This is a genomic window from Streptomyces sp. NPDC043812, from assembly GCF_056436245.1.
In genome coordinates, this window is record NZ_JBWKCY010000019.1 from 36,744 (window position 1) to 51,383 (window position 14,640).

Sequence of the window (14,640 nt, forward strand, 5' to 3'; positions counted from 1 at the left end):
GGACCGAGCGTAGTCCCGCGACGACGGGTACGCGGCCCGGGATCCGGTCGGTCTCGTAGTCCGTCGCGTCCGGGACAATGGAGCCATGGAGATTCTCTGGTTCCTGATCGCGATGGGCATGCTGGCCGCGGTCCTCGTCCCCTTCATGAGGCGCCGCCGCGGGGGCATCCAGCTGGCAGCGCCCGGCTCGCCCGACGCCGCCGACCCGGACACCTACGGCTTCCTGCGCCAGGAAGAACTGGACGTCCGGCTCCCGGGACCCGACCAGGACCTCCTCGACGTACTCGACGTCGTCCAGCGCACCCAGGACTGGCGGGCCGCCGCCCAGCTCCTCGCGGGCACGCCGAAGGAGGGCGAGGTGCGCTGGCAGCGCATCCAGGCCTTCGCCGGAGCGGCCTCGCTCGAACTCCAGCAGCAGCCCGGCACGGGCGGCGCCTGGCTGCGCGCCTGGCGCTCCGAGTCACCCAAGGACGCGGGCGGCGCGCAGGTGCACGCCGAGTTCCTGGTGCAGCAGGCATGGCGCTCGTCGACCGCAGGCACCGACGACTTCCGCATCATCCTCGAAGAGGCCCGGTCCATCTGCGCCGAAGCCACGCTCCTCGCGCCCGGCGACCCGGTCCCCTACATCATCGAACTGGCCGTCGCGCGCGGCCTCGGCGACTCCAACGAGCAGTTCGACCAGCTGTGGGCGAAGGTCATCGACCGCGCGCCCAGCCACATGGGCGCCCATCTCGCCGCCCTCCACTATCTGTGCGAGAAGTGGCACGGCTCCCGAGAGGACGCGGACCACTTCGCGACGACCACGGCCGCCCGCGCCCCGCAGGGCTCACTGCTCGCCGCGCTGCCGCTCTTCGCCGTGTACGAGCACCTGCCCGAGGTCAACCTCGTCTCCGGCTTCTATCAGAGCGCGGTGGTCACCAAGGCGCTGGAGGGCGCCCTGTACGCCGTCCACTCGGCCCGCCCCGACGACCCGATGCTCGCGCACGTGCGCCATCTGCTGATCATGTTCCTGGTGCGCTCCGAGCGGTGGGGCGAGGCGATGAACCAGCTCGTCCACGTCGACGGCCACGTCGGCGCACTGCCGTGGACCCACAACAGCGACCCGGCCGCGGAGTACACGGTCTACCGCGCACTGGCGGTCGCCGGCTACGAGGCGAACGGCGGCAGCCCGGCGACCCTGCCGCGCTGAGGCGCGCGGCGACGGGCGGGCCGGCGACGGGCCGGCCGGCGGCGGGGAATCTCCCGCGCCCGCCGCACGTTGAGGCGTACGGAACCACTCCCCGAGGAGCCCTCGTATGTTTCTGAACCGCCGCGTCCCCGAGCTGCCCACCCCCGAGCAGGCCCTGCGCGGCCGCGAAACCCCCGCCTTCGACGTCCCCGCCCGCCACACGGTCCTCGGCAACCCCCTGCTCGGCCCCTACCCCGAGCACCTTGAGGTCGCGGACTTCGCCCTGGGCTGCTTCTGGGGCGCGGAGCGCAAGTTCTGGCAGACGCCGGGCGTATGGACGACCCTCGTCGGATATCAGGGCGGCCACACGCCGAACCCGACGTACGAAGAGGCATGCTCGGGCCTGACCGGCCACACGGAGGCGGTCCGGGTCGTCTTCGACCCGTCGGTCGTGTCCTACGAGCAGCTGCTGAAGCTGTTCTGGGAGTCCCACAACCCGACCCAGGGGTTCCGGCAGGGCAATGACGTGGGCACGCAGTACCGCTCGGCGATCTACCCCCACTCCCCGGCCCAGACGAAGGCGGCGGAGGCGTCCCGCGAGTCGTACCAGCAGGTCCTGACGGGGTCGGGCTACGGCACCATCACGACGGAACTGCTCCCGGCGGAAGGCCGCCCGTTCTATCCGGCCGAGGCATACCACCAGCAGTATCTCGACAAGAATCCGGCCGGCTACTGCGGCATCGGCGGCACGGGCGTCTCCTGCCCGATCGGGGTGGCGCCGGCCGGGGACCAGTGAGTCCTGTCCTCATCCCCGAGGTGCCGGCGGAACTTCGACGCATCCACCATCCGTACGACGGGGGCGCCGACGTCATCCTGACGACACCCGAAGAGCGCGACAGGCTCCGCGACCGCCACTCCGGGTGGCTCTCGCCACCTACTGGGGCTCTGATCAGTCGGGATCGAACGCGTACACCCGCAGCGGATCAAGGTGCAGTTCGTACGGGCCGCAGCAATCAGCGGCGAGTTCGCGACGCGGGCGCCGCAGGGACACGCTCGATTGAGCCCACAGTCACCGGACGGACCACAGCAGCCCACGCTGTTCTCCCAGTTGGGTAACGGCTGGAGGCCGACGGCATCTTCGGGATGTACGACGACGTTTTTGCGCGACCCCGCAGAAACCATGAATACGCCGTGCCGGGACATCCACGGGCCTCGTGACTGGGCGGCGCCGCCGTTCTCCTGATCCGGGTGCGGCACGTACGGAGCACCCCACGGCTCGGGCTCGATCGCGTAGTGGCCTCGAGGCACGGTGGACGGTGCCCGCCCCGTCTCCTTGTCCCGATCACTGTCGTCATACGACTGGTCGGGGACAGCGGGCAGCGCCGCCACGTCAGGTGTGAGCTCGGTGCCGCACTTGGAGCAGAGGAAGACCGTCATGCCTGCCGTTGTATCCGTCGGACAAGTACGTGCGCATCACCGTTTTCCGGTGAGGTGGCTCATGCACACGCGCTGCGGTCCCAGGCCCCGAACGGGCGGCCCGCCAGGCGACAAACACCGGCTCGATCGACGCCCAGCGGGCATCGGAGACATCGCTGCGATACGCACGCCGAGCACTCAAAACCACCGACGCGTGCAGTCACAAGAACATCCCACAACACCACTACTCAGATCGGATGCCCTCTTAGGACAGCCCCCCCCCGGCGCCGCCTCGGCAAGCCACGGCAAGGCGCTTCGGCCATACGTCCGCAGCCCGGGCGCTGCGGATCTCGTCCGGCGCGTAGCCCTCGGTCTCGGGCTGGTGCGGCTCGCGGCAGACGGGCCACGGTTCCCCGGCCGGCCACAGCATCGGCCCGCCGACATGGTCTCGTGTCTGCCGGGCAGCCCCGGCCTGGGGTGCAGCCGGGTCGTCCGGCCCCGGTGAACGGCCAGCGCCGGGAGCAGGTCCACCGGTCTGGCCGGCGTGGTCCTCGTCATGGCCCGACCGTACGCGGCACGGGGAACGCCACGCGGGGTCCGTCAACGCCTGGCGTTCACCCTGGAGGCGTGGGCTTGATCCGGCGGGTGGCGGAGCGAAGTGCGAAGGCCATCACCACTTCGAATACGCCGAGCAGGACGAGCCACAGTCCCAGCAGTCGTGTCAGGGCGACCGCAGAGTCCACCGGGAAGCAGAGCACGACGATTCCGGCGACGGCACCGAGGGCGCCCAGGGCGAAGAGCAGGCCGCGATGTACGAGCGCGCGGTCGGCGATCGCGACGTACGCCGTGAGCACTCCGGTCAGCAACCAGAACACCCCGACGATCAGGGACAGCGCGCCGATCGTCTGCATCGGATGCCGCAGCACCAGGACGCCCGCCAGGAACGCCAGCATGGCGATCAGGACGCCCGCCAGTCTGCTGCCGCCCCCGTCGCTGCTGTGCGAGAAGGCAGTGACGAAACGGAAGACCCCCGCCACCAGGAGCTGCAGACCGATGATCACGGCCAGGATGTGCAGAGTCTCGTCGGGCCAGACGAGCACCAGGATGCCTGGGATCAGGGTTGCGAGGGCGAAGCCGAGCGCCCAGTGCCACGAGCCTCCGAGCTGCTTGAGGACGTCTTCGGGATCGCTCTGCGTGTGCTGCGGTGCCGCGTCGGGGGGTACGGTCATCACGCCTCCCGGGCCAGCCGAACGGCCCCGTAGGGGCCACCTCGAAGCCTTCGGACATGCCTTGTTTGCCTGTCAGGCCCATTTTAGGCCGTTGTGGTACGGCTCGCTGCTCCGGGCGGGTAAGCCCATGCGCCGAGACCGGGGGGAGGGGCGGAACTCCTCGTCCCACACTGTCGGGTGCCGGTCCGTCGTCGGACACTGGGCATAGGACCCCGCCCGCCGCGTCCTTGAGGTTGGGGACTGACCCCTTGGACCCCGGCCGGGGGCGGCGGGGCGTTCGCTACACCCCGAACCGGATCACCTTGTCCGGTGTGATGCGCACGATCAGGCGCACCTCGTCGTCCTTCTCCTCAGGCGGGTCGATGCCCAGGTACTTGTGGGACAGCTCGTGCGGAAGGCGCTTGCCCTCGTCCGGGAGCAGCTCCGCCCGGCCGCGGATCTCCGCCGAGCTGTACGGGTTCGCCAGGTCGAAGACCGAGACGCTCACGCGCGGTTCCCGTGCGATGTTGCGGGCCTTCTGGCGGTGCGCGGTGGTGGAGAAGAGGACTGTGTCCCCCTCCCGCCGTACCCAGACCACCGAGGACTGCGGTGCGCCGGACGGGCCGAGCGTGGCGACGGTGGCGAAGTTCTTCCCGTCCAGGAGCGCGCGGACCGCCTCGTCGAACTCCACTGATTCCGCCATGGTCTCAGACCTCCAACTCATCGGTGTGACAGGCGACTTGTGATCACCGTCAACGTGGGGCGGGGTGCCTTCATTCCGGCCGACTAGGGTTTGCGCCGTGGGGATCAGTGAACGAGTCGTCACGGCCGAGGCCGGGACCGGTGAGCGGGACGCGCCCTGGTGGCGCGTCCCGCTCGTCGTGACGTGCGCCGTCGTGCCCTTGTACGTCCTGTGGGCCGCCGTGCTGGCGACCGGCGGTGGTGATCTGGCCGCACAGCTCGCGTGGGCCGGATTCATGGAGCGGCATCCCACGTCCGCGTACAACCTGTCCTGGTACGGAGGCACGCACACCGCCAACTACAGTCTGCTGACCCCGCCCCTGATGGCGCTGTTCGGTGTCCGCGCGGTGTCCGTGGCGGCCGGGCTGGCCGGGACATGGGTGCTGGCGCTGCTGTTCGTCCGCCGCGGGGTGCGGCTGCCGCTGTTGCCCGCGCTCGCGGGCGCGGTGGCGCTGTGGTGCAACGTCGCGTCCGGGCGTACGACGTTCGCCGTCGGTGTCGCGGTGGGCCTCGTGGCTCTGCTGTACGTGCACCGGACGGCTCCCGCGGTGGTCTGTGCGGTGCTGGCGACGGCGGCGAGCCCGGTGGCGGGGCTGTTCCTGCTGGTGGCGGGGGCCGCGTACGGACTGGACCGGCAGTGGCGCGCGGCTGCGGCGCTGGTGGTCCCGCCGGTCGTCGTGGTCGGGGTGGTGACACTGCTGTTCCCGTTCGAGGGCGAACAGCCCATGGCGGCGGGGAAGGTGTGGCTGCCGGTGGTGGTCTCGGCGGCGGTGGCCGTCGCGGCGCCGCGTGAGTGGCGGATCGTGCGGTTCGGCGCCGGGGTCTACGGACTCGGCGTGGTGCTGACGTATCTCGTCGCCTCGCCGATCGGGACGAATGTCGAGCGGCTGCTGGGCCTCGCGGGTCCGCCCCTGCTGCTGGCGGCGGTTCTGGCGGGCGGGCTCGCCCGTGCGATGCGTGCGGTGCTGGCGGCGACGCTGGCGGTGAACGCGTACTGGCTGGCCGACAAGACCGAGGACGACCTCGTCGTCTCCAACGACGTGCCGGCGTGGGCCGCGGACACGGACGATGTCATACGGGAGTTGCGGCGGCTGGGCGCGGACCGGATGCGGGTCGAGGTGGTGCCGGCCCGCAACCACCGCGAGGCGACCGCGCTCGCCCCGCACGTCAGCATGGCGCGCGGCTGGAACCGTCAGCTGGACGTGGAACGCGGGCGGTTGTTCTACGACGGTTCGCTGTCCCCGGCGACGTACCGGAAGTGGCTGGACACGTGGGCCGTCGGGTTGGTGGTGCTGCACCACGGCAGACCGGACGGGCCGGCCGAGGGGGAGGCGGCGATAGTCAGGAGCGGGCCGGACTGGCTGGAGCGGGTGTGGCAGGACGAAAGCTGGACGGTCTACCGGGTGCGGGATGCGGTGCCGCTGGTGTCGGCTCCGGCGAGCGTGGTGCGCGGCAATGACGCCGAGCTGGTCGTCGAGGTGCCGCGGGCCGGTTCGGTGACGGTGCGTGTGGCGTACTCGCCGTGGCTGCGGGCGGCGGGGGCATGTGTGACGCGGGACGGTGAGTGGACACGGCTGACGGTGGCGGTGGCGGGCGAGTACCGGCTCGATTCGGTGTACGGGCTGAACCGTTCGGCGGGTGCGGGCTGCGACTGACGCCCGTGGCACGGGGATTGTCGGTGGCGTGTGTCACGCTCGGGCAATGATCGACCACATCTCGGTACAGGTGACGGACCCGGCGGTCAGTGCCGCGTTCTACGACCGTGTGCTCGCCACGCTCGGCGGCAAGCGGCTGTTCGAGCGTGACGAGGGCCGGGTGATCGGTTACGGGACGGGATTTCCGACGTTCTGGATCGGCCCGGTGACGACCGGCGGTACGGCGCGCGAGGCGCATCTCGCGTTCGCGGCGCCCGACCGGGCCGCCGTGCGGGCCTTCTTCACGGCGGCGGTCGACGCGGGCGCGGAGGTGCTGCACGAGCCGCGGGTGTGGCCGGAGTACCACCCGTCGTACTACGGGGCGTTCGTGCGGGACCCGGACGGGAACAACGTGGAGGCGGTCTGCCACGTGCCGGAGTAGGTGCGTGCCGCACCGGGCGCCTCACCATCCGTGGTCGCCCTGGTAGGCCCGGCGCAGCCACCAGCGGTGCGGTTCCGCTCGCCATGGGACTTGCCGGGCAACCGGGTTGGGCCAGGTGCGTCGGCGGAATCGCGTGTCGAGACGGTCGAGTACCCACCGTAGTTCACCGGCCGCGCGGGGCGGGAGGGCCGCCACGACATCCTCCAGCGCGTCCCGGCAGACGGCGATGTCGTCGTACTGGCAGCCGGGGCATGCGGGGCACTCGGAGGCGATGAGTTCGAGCCTGCCGCCGGGCTGGTCGAGGAAGGCGCGGTAGCGGCGCAGCATGCGTTCGGTGACGCCCGGGCTGATGTGCCAACTGCTGCGGGAGGTCAGCTCCGCCACGTGGACGGCAGCGCTCGTCGGGACCGACAGCCGGTCCACGGGGGCGAGTTCGCACGCCCAGGTCTGCGGGCGGTGCTCGTCGGTTCGTTCGGCGCGGATCGCGCCCGGCCGCTTACGCGGCATTGCCCTTTCGGCAGATCGTCATCATGCGCGCATGATGCCACAGCAGAGCGCCGATCCGGCCAGGGAATGGCGGCAGCCGTAGCCGACCTGCCTCACAGGTCGGCTACGGCTGCGTGGCGCCTGGCGTGGGGTGCCGGGTGCCGGGTGCCTCAGATCGTCGCGGTGTCGATCACGAAGCGGTAGCGCACGTCGCTGTTCAGCACCCGCTCGTACGCCTCGTTGATCCGGTCCGCACTGATCAGTTCGATCTCGGCGCCGAAGCCGTGCTCGGCGCAGAAATCGAGCATCTCCTGGGTCTCGCGGATGCCGCCGATACCGGAGCCCGCGAGCGTCTTGCGGCCACCCATGAGGGAGAACACATTGAGCGACACGGGCTCTTCGGGTGCGCCGACGTTGACCATGGCGCCGTCGGTCTTCAGCAGGCCGAGGTACTTGTCGAACGGCAGCGGCGCGGAGACCGTCGAGACGATGAGGTCGAAGGTGCCCGCGAGAGCCTCGAACGTGGACTCGTCGGCGGTCGCGTAGTAGTGGTCGGCGCCGAGCTTCAGTCCGTCGTCCTTCTTGCGCAGCGACTGGGACAGCACGGTCACCTCGGCGCCGAGCGCGTGGGCGATCTTGACGCCCATGTGGCCGAGACCGCCGAGTCCGACGATGGCGACCTTCTTGCCGGGGCCTGCGTTCCAGTGCCGCAGCGGCGAGTAGAGCGTGATGCCGGCGCAGAGCAGCGGGGCGGCCTCGTCGAGGGCCAGGCCGTCGGGGATACGGACGGTGAACGCCTCGTCGACGACGATGTGCGAGGAGTAGCCGCCGTAGGTCGGCTCGCCGTTCTTGTCGAGGGCGTTGTACGTGCCCACGTTGCCGCCGAGGCAGTACTGCTCGAGTCCGGCCTTGCAGTTCTCGCACTCGCGGCAGGAGTCGACGAGGCAGCCGACGCCGACACGGTCGCCGACGTTGAACCTGGTGACGGCGGAGCCCACCTCGGTGACGACGCCGGCGATCTCGTGGCCGGGGACCATCGGATAGATGCCGGTGCCCCAGCCGTCGCGCGCCTGGTGGATGTCGGAGTGACAGATGCCCGCGAACTTGATGTCGATCAGCACGTCGTGCTCGCCGACGGCGCGACGGGGGATGGTGGTGCGCTCCAGCGGCGCGTTGGCAGCGGGAGCGGCGTAGGCGGGGACAGTGGAAGCGTTCGTGGTCATGGCGTCCACCCTGCCCCTTCCCTTGCACGTCACCCAGCCCTCTGTTGTGCCTACGTCCGCTGTGCCTACTACTGGCAGGGTCAGCTTCGTACGCCTGCAGGGCAGCCCGACCCTGAATACTTGAGGGATGGACCAGCGTGCCGAACTCAGCGAATTCCTCCGGTCCCGGCGGGCCCGGCTGAAGCCGGAGGACGTCGGGCTGCCCGATTTCGGCCGCCACCGGCGGGTGCCGGGACTGCGGCGCGAGGAGCTGGCGCAGCTGGCCGGGGTGTCGGTGGCGTACTACACGCGCCTGGAGCAGGGCAACGGGCAGAACGTGTCCACAGAGGTGCTGGACTCGATCGCCCGTGCGCTGCGGCTCACGGACACCGAGCGCGACCATCTGACGCATCTCGCCAAGCCGAAGGCGAAGAAGAAGCGGGCTGCGGGCGGTCGGCCGCAGAAGGTCCGGCCGCAGCTGCAGCAGCTGATCGACGCGATGGAGACGGTGCCCGCGCTGTTCCTCGGCCGGCGGCTGGACGTCCTTGCGTGGAACCGCATGGCCCGCGCGCTGCTCGGCGACTTCGCGGCGATGGCGCCGGAGGAGCGCAACATGGCCCGGCTCGTGTTCCTGGACCCGAACGCGCGCGCCCTGTATCTCGACTGGGAGTGCAAGGCGGTCGAGGTGGTGAGCGTGCTGCGACTGTGCGCGGGCTGCTATCCGGACGATCCCCAGCTGTCGGCGCTGGTCGGTGAACTGTCCGTCAAGAGCGAGGAGTTCCGCTCCCTGTGGGCGGCGCACACTGTGCAGGAAAAGGGCCATGGCACCAAGCGGCTGCACCATCCGCTGGTGGGCGAGCTGACGCTGGCGTACGAGACCCTCAGGTTCCCGGACGAACACGATCTGTCACTGGTCACGTACCACGCGGAGCCCGGCACCCGGTCCGCGGAGTCGCTGAGGCTGCTGTCCGGCTGGGGCGTGGGCGAGGTGGCGAACGCCGAGGCGACGTGAGTGGGGAAGACGAGAGCGGCGGCACCCGTTTCCGGGTGCCGCCGCTCTCGTGTGTGCCGGTGGGCGGGATCAGGCGGCGGAGCCGGCCTTCCACTGCGTCCAGTCCATGTTCCAGCCGTTCAGGCCGTTCTCCGGCTTGATGGTGGTGTCCTGGGAGTTCTTCACGACCACCACATCGCCGATCATCGAGTTGTTGAAGAACCAGGCGGCGGGCTGCTTGTCGTCGCCCGCGCCCTTGACGTCGTTGAGGCCGATGCAGCCGTGGCTGGTGTTGGCGTTGCCGAAGACGGAGTCGGCACCCCAGTAGTTGCCGTGGATGAACGTGCCCGACGAGGACAGCCGCGCGGCATGCGGGACGTCCTTGATGTCGTACTCGCCCTTGCCGTCGTCGTCGGTGAAGCCGACGGTGGCGCCGTTCATCCGGGTCTCCTTGAACTTCTCGGAGATCACCATCTGACCGTTGTACGTCGGGTTGTCGGGCGAGCCGGCGGAGATCGGGATGGCCTTGACCGTCTTGCCGTCCTGCGTGATCGTCATCATCTTCGTGGCGACGTCGACGGTGGAGACCTGGTTGCGGCCGATCGTGAAGGTGACGGTCTTCTGCTGGACGCCGTAGACGCCGTCCGCGCCCTCGACACCGTCCAGGGCGAGCTTCAGCGTGACGGTGGAGCCCTCGGCCCAGTACTGCTCGGGACGGAAGTCCAGGCGCTGGCTGTTGAACCAGTGGCCGACGACTTCCTGGCCGCTGCTGGACGTGACGGTGATACCGGACTGGACGGCCTTGCGGTCCGTGATCGCCTTGTTGAAGTTGATCGAGACCGGCATGCCGACGCCGACGGTGGAGCCGTCCTCGGGCGTGAAGTTGCCGATGAAGCTGTTGTCGGGCGAGACGGTCGTGAAGGAGGAGTTCTCGTGGGCCTCGAGGCCCGCGGAGTCCTTGGCGGTCGCAGCGATCTTGTAGGTGGTGGAGCGCTCCAGCTGGGCGTCCGGCTTCCAGGTCTTGCCGTCGGAGGAGAGCGTGCCCTTGACGTCGGCGCCTTCCGCGGTGGTCATGGTGACCTGGGTGAGGGTGCCCTGGGTGACGGTGACCTTGGCGGCGTTGTTGATGCTGGCGTTCGTCGAGCCGTTCTTCGGCGCGATCGCTATTCGGGCCTTGGAGACTTCCTTGGCGGCCGCCTCGTCGACCTCCGCCTGTGACGCCTTCGAGCTCTCGGCGCTGCCGGCTTCCTTGTCCCCGTCACTGCAGGCGGAAAGCACCAGCACGCCACCGAGCACTGCGGACGCGACCATCAGGCTCTTGCGCCGCTTGCTGTCCGTCATCACACGCTTCTCCATCGTTGCCGCTTCCCCTGAGCCTCTCCATGGACAACCCCCATATCGGGGTATCCGGTTCCACATCCGCAAGGGATGTGGGGAACACCACTGCCGGTGGCGTGACCCCCGACACCCACCTCACCGATCTGATCGACGCTCCTTTCGTCCCGCTGGTTGCACCGATCCCACAGTTCGGCACGGAAATCTCCGGGTCCCGGTTCGCCTGCCCGGCGATCCGGGTCCGAAGCATGTCGTTCGGCGGAGGACCGGCCACTGCGGGTGCGGGCGGCTGCCGGTCCCCCTACATCATCCCCCTCGCCGGGCCGCGCCCCGTACCCGCCCTCACCGTCCGTCTACCGCCCGTCGCCCTCGGCACCTTCCGCGTCCTCGCCGTCCTCGTCGGGCGCTTCGTCGCCGTCCTCGTCCCCGAGGTCCCATTCCTCGGCCTCGGGGTCGTAGTCGACCTGCTCGCTGCTCCAGGACGCCTGGGCGAGCTCCACGCCCGGCACCTCGCCCACCAGGTCGAACGGGTCCACCAGATACGCGAGTGCCTCCGCCTCGTCCTCGCGCACGGCGGACTGCGCATGCGCGCGCTCGTCGTCCGGCATGAACTCGTCCGCCGTGATCCGCTCCAGGGCGGCTCCGGTCAGGGCGCCGGGGTCGTCGATCTCCAGCACCAGGTCGACGCGTAGCCGCACAAAACGTGATGTCTCAGAAGTGGTCATGGGACGGAGCGTAGGGCGCCCGAGCTCCCGGCTTTCCCGCGACCCGCTGCGTTCACTAGCATCAGCGCACCCGGCCAATTCGAGGAATCCTCAAGGGGGATCGACTCCGTGTCCGTCGCACGTCGACCGCTGCTGACCGCCACTGCCGCAGGAAGTCTGCTGTGTGCGCTGTGGTTCGTCCCCTCGGCGAACGCCACTGCCGAGAGACAGCCCGGAAAGCCGTCGGGCACCGGGGCGGCGGCCGAGCAGAAGACGGGCGGCGAGCAGGAATTGAGGCTCGCCGAGACGGGCAGCGTGGACACCACCCCGTACGTGATCGGCGGCACCGCGTTCCTGGCGGTGGGCGCCGGTTTCGTGGCGTATTCCGTGCGCAGGCGCGCCGAGTACGCGGCCTGACACCGTGTGTGAAGGGGCCGCCCCGCCGCCCCGCCGTGACGGCGGGGCGGCCCTTTCGGCGTGAAGCGGCGCGTCAGGCGAGCGGGCCGGTCACCGGTTCCACGGCGGCGACGAGCCGGCCCTCCCGTACGAACGCGTCCGCGGCATCCAGGTCGGGCGCGAGGAAGCGGTCCGGGCCGGGGCCCTCGACACCCGCGGCGCGCAGCGCATCGATGGCTGCCTGCGACGCCGGGGCCGGGGTGAGGTGGCGGCGCAGCTCGATGGCGCGGGTCGCCGCGTACAGCTCGACGGCGATGATCCGGTTGAGGTTGCCGACGGCGGTGCGCAGCTTGCGCGCTGCGGACCAGCCCATGGAGACGTGGTCCTCCTGCATGGCGGAGGACGGGATGGAGTCGGCCGAGGCCGGGACGGCGAGCCGCTTCATCTCGCTGACGAGGGCCGCCTGCGTGTACTGGGCGATCATCAGACCGGAGTCGACGCCGGCGTCGTCGGCGAGGAACGGCGGCAGGCCGTGGCTGCGGTTCTTGTCGAGGAGCCGGTCGGTGCGGCGCTCGGCGATGGAGCCGAGGTCGGCGGCTGCGATGGCCAGGAAGTCCAGCACGTACGCGACGGGCGCGCCGTGGAAGTTGCCGTTGGACTCGACCCGGCCGTCGGGCAGGACGACGGGGTTGTCGACGGCGGAGGCGAGCTCGCGGTCGGCGACCAGGCGGGCGTGCGCCATGGTGTCGCGGCCGGCGCCCGCGACCTGCGGGGCGCAGCGCACGGAGTAGGCGTCCTGGACGCGGGGGGCCTCTTCCTCCTGGAAGTGGCGGGTGAGCCCGGAGTCCTTGAGGACGGCGAGCATGTTGGCCGCGGCGGCGCCCTGGCCGGGATGCGGGCGGATCGCGTGGAGCTCGGGGGCGAGGACCTTTTCGGTGCCGAGCAGCGCCTCCAGCGACAGGGCGGCGGTGATGTCGGCGGACTTGTAGAGGCGGTCGAGGTCGGCGAGGGCCATGACCAGCATGCCGAGCATGCCGTCGGTGCCGTTGAGGAGGGCGAGGCCCTCCTTCTCGCGCAGCTCGACGGGGGCGATGCCGTGCGCGGCGAGCAGCTCGCCGGCCGGGCGTACGGTGCCGTCGGGGCCCTCTGCGTCACCCTCGCCCATCAGCGCCAGGGCGCAGTGGGACAGCGGGGCGAGGTCGCCGGAGCAGCCGAGCGAGCCGTATTCGTGGACGACGGGCGTGATACCCGCGTTCAGCACGTCCGCCATGGTCTGCGCGACCTCGGGGCGTACGCCGGTGCGGCCGGAGCACACCGTCTTCAGACGCAGGAACATCAGCGCCCGCACGACCTCGCGCTCGACGCGCGGGCCCATGCCCGCGGCGTGCGAGCGGACGATGTTGCGCTGCAGCTGGGCGCGGAGCTCGGGGCTGATGTGCCGGGTGGCGAGGGCGCCGAATCCGGTGGAGACCCCGTAGACGGGCTCGGGCTTGGCAGCCAGGGCGTCCACGATGGAGCGGGCCTCGGCGAGGGCGGTGAGGGCTTCGGCGGAGAGCTCGACGCGGGCACCTTCGCGGGCCACGGCGATGACGTCATCGGCGGTGGTACCGGACGTCCCCACCACGACTGTTTGCATATCCATATTCAGCAGCGTACGGACTGAATCCCAACCTGTCACCAGTAGGGCCGCGGTTCGCCCCTTACGCCGGTCCCGTCACGGCTCGCTCCACGGCTCGTGCGCCTCCGCGTCGTCCTCCGGCCGCGCGTCGCGGAAGCGGCGGCGGTCCTGAGGAGAGCGCGGCGGGGTGTCGGCGAGCCGCAGTACCGCGCCGTCCCGTCCCGCGACCACCGGCTTGGCCGAGCGGGCCGCCTTCGCCCGGTACTGGGCGGCGTCCGCCAGCCGGAACAGCCTGCGCCCGGACCGGACCTGGCCGATCGGGTCCCCGGTCGAGGCGACCCCGCAGGCGACACCGGCACCGAGCTCCAACCCCCCGGCCCTGACGCAGAGTTCCTCGGCCGCCTTGATCACGTCGTCCGCCGGGGGGCCGACCGTGAGAAGACAGAACTCGTCACCGCCCAGCCGCGCCGCCAGGGCGCCCGGCAGCATCGCCCCGCACAGGGACAGCACCGAGCCGAACCGCTCCAGCAGACGGTCCCCCACCGCGTGTCCGAGGGTGTCGTTGACCTGCTTGAGCCCGTTGAGGTCGCACACCACCAGGCTCACCACCGAACCGTCCCTGCGATGCCGCTCCAGCGCCTCGTCCAGACGGGTGTCCACGGCCCGGCGATTGGCGAGGCCGGTCAGCGGATCGGTGAACGCGAGCCGCCGCACCTCCTCCAGCCGCTCGGTCTGCGCGAGCCCCGAGGCCACCACCGAGGCGAGCACCGTCGCGAAATCGGCGTCGTGACGGTCGAAGACGCGCGTGCCGAGCGGGCGGGCCACGTACAGCTCGCCCCACGCCCGGCCGTGCAGCACGATGGGCGCGACGACACAGCTCCCGCGGCGGCGGCGGCGCAGGGCGGCGACCCGCTGGTGGCAGTAGCCGTGGTCGGGTGTCGCCGGCCCCTCGGCGGTCTCCACCCACGCGTCGGGCTCGCCGCCGCCGGCCCACTGCTCGTGCAGGAACTCGGTGATCTCGGGGAAGCGGTTCACCGGATACGTCTCCGTCTCCGGGAACTCCTCCTCCCCCTCAGCCCGTTGCCCGGCGTTCACCAGCACCTTGAGCCGTCCGAGTTCCCGCTCCCACACGGACAACGCCGCGAAGGTCGCGTCCAGGGCGACACAGGCGCCCAGGGCTGCCGCCCGCCAGGACTCGCGCGGAGTGTGCGCGGCCGCCATCGCCTGCGCCAGCGCCACCACGGCCCGCAACCGCCGATCCTCAGCCATCTGCCCAGCTTAGGGAGGTTTGGCCGGATC

The 14,640-nt window shown here is 70.7% G+C and carries 15 protein-coding genes; 7 read left to right on the top strand and 8 right to left on the bottom strand.

What is annotated here, in order from left to right; all coding sequences use genetic code 11:
- Window positions 1–85: 85 nt before the first annotated feature.
- From AC067Z_RS26195 to AC067Z_RS26205, 3 genes are all read left to right on the top strand, one after another.
- Window positions 86–1,189: a hypothetical protein gene (locus AC067Z_RS26195; protein ID WP_478792050.1), complete on the top strand. Its 1,104-nt coding sequence runs from the start codon at window positions 86–88 to the stop codon at window positions 1,187–1,189.
- Between the two features lie 106 nt (window positions 1,190–1,295).
- Entirely contained in the window at window positions 1,296–1,964 is a 669-nt protein-coding gene (msrA, locus tag AC067Z_RS26200) for a peptide-methionine (S)-S-oxide reductase MsrA (RefSeq protein ID WP_478792051.1), read from the top strand.
- A 20-nt stretch (window positions 1,965–1,984) separates the two neighbouring features.
- Window positions 1,985–2,284 carry a DUF3885 domain-containing protein gene (locus AC067Z_RS26205; RefSeq protein WP_478792183.1) on the top strand — a complete coding sequence of 100 codons (300 nt, stop codon included), beginning with the start codon at window positions 1,985–1,987 and terminating at the stop codon, window positions 2,282–2,284.
- 914 nt (window positions 2,285–3,198) lie between these two features.
- On the opposite strand, the gene AC067Z_RS26210 is transcribed toward AC067Z_RS26205, so the two are convergent.
- Both AC067Z_RS26210 and AC067Z_RS26215 read right to left on the bottom strand, forming a co-directional pair.
- Window positions 3,199–3,813: an HdeD family acid-resistance protein gene (locus AC067Z_RS26210; RefSeq protein WP_478792052.1), complete on the bottom strand. Its 615-nt coding sequence runs from the start codon at window positions 3,811–3,813 to the stop codon at window positions 3,199–3,201.
- A 280-nt stretch (window positions 3,814–4,093) separates the two neighbouring features.
- A complete protein-coding gene (locus AC067Z_RS26215; RefSeq protein WP_478792053.1) occupies window positions 4,094–4,495 on the bottom strand; it encodes a PPOX class F420-dependent oxidoreductase in 402 nt (133 codons plus the stop codon).
- A 97-nt stretch (window positions 4,496–4,592) separates the two neighbouring features.
- On the opposite strand from AC067Z_RS26215, the gene AC067Z_RS26220 reads away from it, so the two are divergent.
- Entirely contained in the window at window positions 4,593–6,188 is a 1,596-nt protein-coding gene (locus AC067Z_RS26220) for a hypothetical protein (protein ID WP_478792054.1), read from the top strand.
- A gap of 46 nt (window positions 6,189–6,234) precedes the next feature.
- Window positions 6,235–6,609, top strand: a complete 375-nt coding sequence (locus tag AC067Z_RS26225) for a VOC family protein (RefSeq protein WP_478792055.1) — start codon at window positions 6,235–6,237, stop codon at window positions 6,607–6,609.
- A 21-nt stretch (window positions 6,610–6,630) separates the two neighbouring features.
- Here AC067Z_RS26225 and AC067Z_RS26230 read toward each other — a convergent pair whose 3' ends face one another.
- The gene (locus AC067Z_RS26230; RefSeq protein ID WP_478792056.1) at window positions 6,631–7,116 is read right to left on the bottom strand and encodes a hypothetical protein; all 486 of its coding nucleotides are present in this window, start codon (window positions 7,114–7,116) and stop codon (window positions 6,631–6,633) included.
- Between the two features lie 149 nt (window positions 7,117–7,265).
- The gene (locus AC067Z_RS26235; RefSeq protein WP_478792057.1) at window positions 7,266–8,318 is read right to left on the bottom strand and encodes an NAD(P)-dependent alcohol dehydrogenase; all 1,053 of its coding nucleotides are present in this window, start codon (window positions 8,316–8,318) and stop codon (window positions 7,266–7,268) included.
- A 127-nt stretch (window positions 8,319–8,445) separates the two neighbouring features.
- Between AC067Z_RS26235 and AC067Z_RS26240 the strand changes: the two genes are divergently transcribed.
- Window positions 8,446–9,309, top strand: a complete 864-nt coding sequence (locus AC067Z_RS26240; protein WP_478792058.1) for a helix-turn-helix transcriptional regulator — start codon at window positions 8,446–8,448, stop codon at window positions 9,307–9,309.
- A 69-nt stretch (window positions 9,310–9,378) separates the two neighbouring features.
- Here the strand turns inward: AC067Z_RS26240 and AC067Z_RS26245 are convergent, their stop codons facing one another.
- The gene (locus AC067Z_RS26245; protein WP_478792059.1) at window positions 9,379–10,644 is read right to left on the bottom strand and encodes a L,D-transpeptidase; all 1,266 of its coding nucleotides are present in this window, start codon (window positions 10,642–10,644) and stop codon (window positions 9,379–9,381) included.
- 332 nt (window positions 10,645–10,976) lie between these two features.
- On the bottom strand, window positions 10,977–11,348 hold the full coding sequence (locus AC067Z_RS26250; protein ID WP_478792060.1) for a hypothetical protein: 372 nt from the start codon (window positions 11,346–11,348) through the stop codon (window positions 10,977–10,979).
- A gap of 108 nt (window positions 11,349–11,456) precedes the next feature.
- On the opposite strand from AC067Z_RS26250, the gene AC067Z_RS26255 reads away from it, so the two are divergent.
- Window positions 11,457–11,744 (top strand): LAETG motif-containing sortase-dependent surface protein, encoded by a 288-nt coding sequence (locus AC067Z_RS26255; protein WP_478792061.1) that lies wholly within the window; start codon window positions 11,457–11,459, stop codon window positions 11,742–11,744.
- Between the two features lie 73 nt (window positions 11,745–11,817).
- On the opposite strand, the gene hutH is transcribed toward AC067Z_RS26255, so the two are convergent.
- Together hutH and AC067Z_RS26265 are read right to left on the bottom strand one after the other, a co-directional pair.
- Window positions 11,818–13,359, bottom strand: coding sequence for a histidine ammonia-lyase (hutH, locus tag AC067Z_RS26260; RefSeq protein ID WP_478792184.1), 1,542 nt, complete (start codon window positions 13,357–13,359; stop codon window positions 11,818–11,820).
- A 78-nt stretch (window positions 13,360–13,437) separates the two neighbouring features.
- Entirely contained in the window at window positions 13,438–14,610 is a 1,173-nt protein-coding gene (locus AC067Z_RS26265; RefSeq protein ID WP_478792062.1) for a GGDEF domain-containing protein, read from the bottom strand.
- Window positions 14,611–14,640: the final 30 nt, after the last annotated feature.

What these genes read in the sequence shown, in the direction of transcription:
- hutH (WP_478792184.1), bottom strand. Translation starts at nt 13,359, where the DNA reads ATGCAAACAGTCGTGGTGGGGACGTCCGGTACCACCGCCGATGACGTC.
- msrA (WP_478792051.1), top strand. Translation starts at nt 1,296, where the DNA reads ATGTTTCTGAACCGCCGCGTCCCCGAGCTGCCCACCCCCGAGCAGGCC.
- AC067Z_RS26195 (WP_478792050.1), top strand. Translation starts at nt 86, where the DNA reads ATGGAGATTCTCTGGTTCCTGATCGCGATGGGCATGCTGGCCGCGGTC.
- AC067Z_RS26245 (WP_478792059.1), bottom strand. Translation starts at nt 10,644, where the DNA reads ATGGAGAAGCGTGTGATGACGGACAGCAAGCGGCGCAAGAGCCTGATG.
- AC067Z_RS26240 (WP_478792058.1), top strand. Translation starts at nt 8,446, where the DNA reads ATGGACCAGCGTGCCGAACTCAGCGAATTCCTCCGGTCCCGGCGGGCC.
- AC067Z_RS26235 (WP_478792057.1), bottom strand. Translation starts at nt 8,318, where the DNA reads ATGACCACGAACGCTTCCACTGTCCCCGCCTACGCCGCTCCCGCTGCC.
- AC067Z_RS26250 (WP_478792060.1), bottom strand. Translation starts at nt 11,348, where the DNA reads ATGACCACTTCTGAGACATCACGTTTTGTGCGGCTACGCGTCGACCTG.
- AC067Z_RS26210 (WP_478792052.1), bottom strand. Translation starts at nt 3,813, where the DNA reads ATGACCGTACCCCCCGACGCGGCACCGCAGCACACGCAGAGCGATCCC.
- AC067Z_RS26265 (WP_478792062.1), bottom strand. Translation starts at nt 14,610, where the DNA reads ATGGCTGAGGATCGGCGGTTGCGGGCCGTGGTGGCGCTGGCGCAGGCG.
- AC067Z_RS26215 (WP_478792053.1), bottom strand. Translation starts at nt 4,495, where the DNA reads ATGGCGGAATCAGTGGAGTTCGACGAGGCGGTCCGCGCGCTCCTGGAC.
- AC067Z_RS26225 (WP_478792055.1), top strand. Translation starts at nt 6,235, where the DNA reads ATGATCGACCACATCTCGGTACAGGTGACGGACCCGGCGGTCAGTGCC.
- AC067Z_RS26230 (WP_478792056.1), bottom strand. Translation starts at nt 7,116, where the DNA reads ATGCCGCGTAAGCGGCCGGGCGCGATCCGCGCCGAACGAACCGACGAG.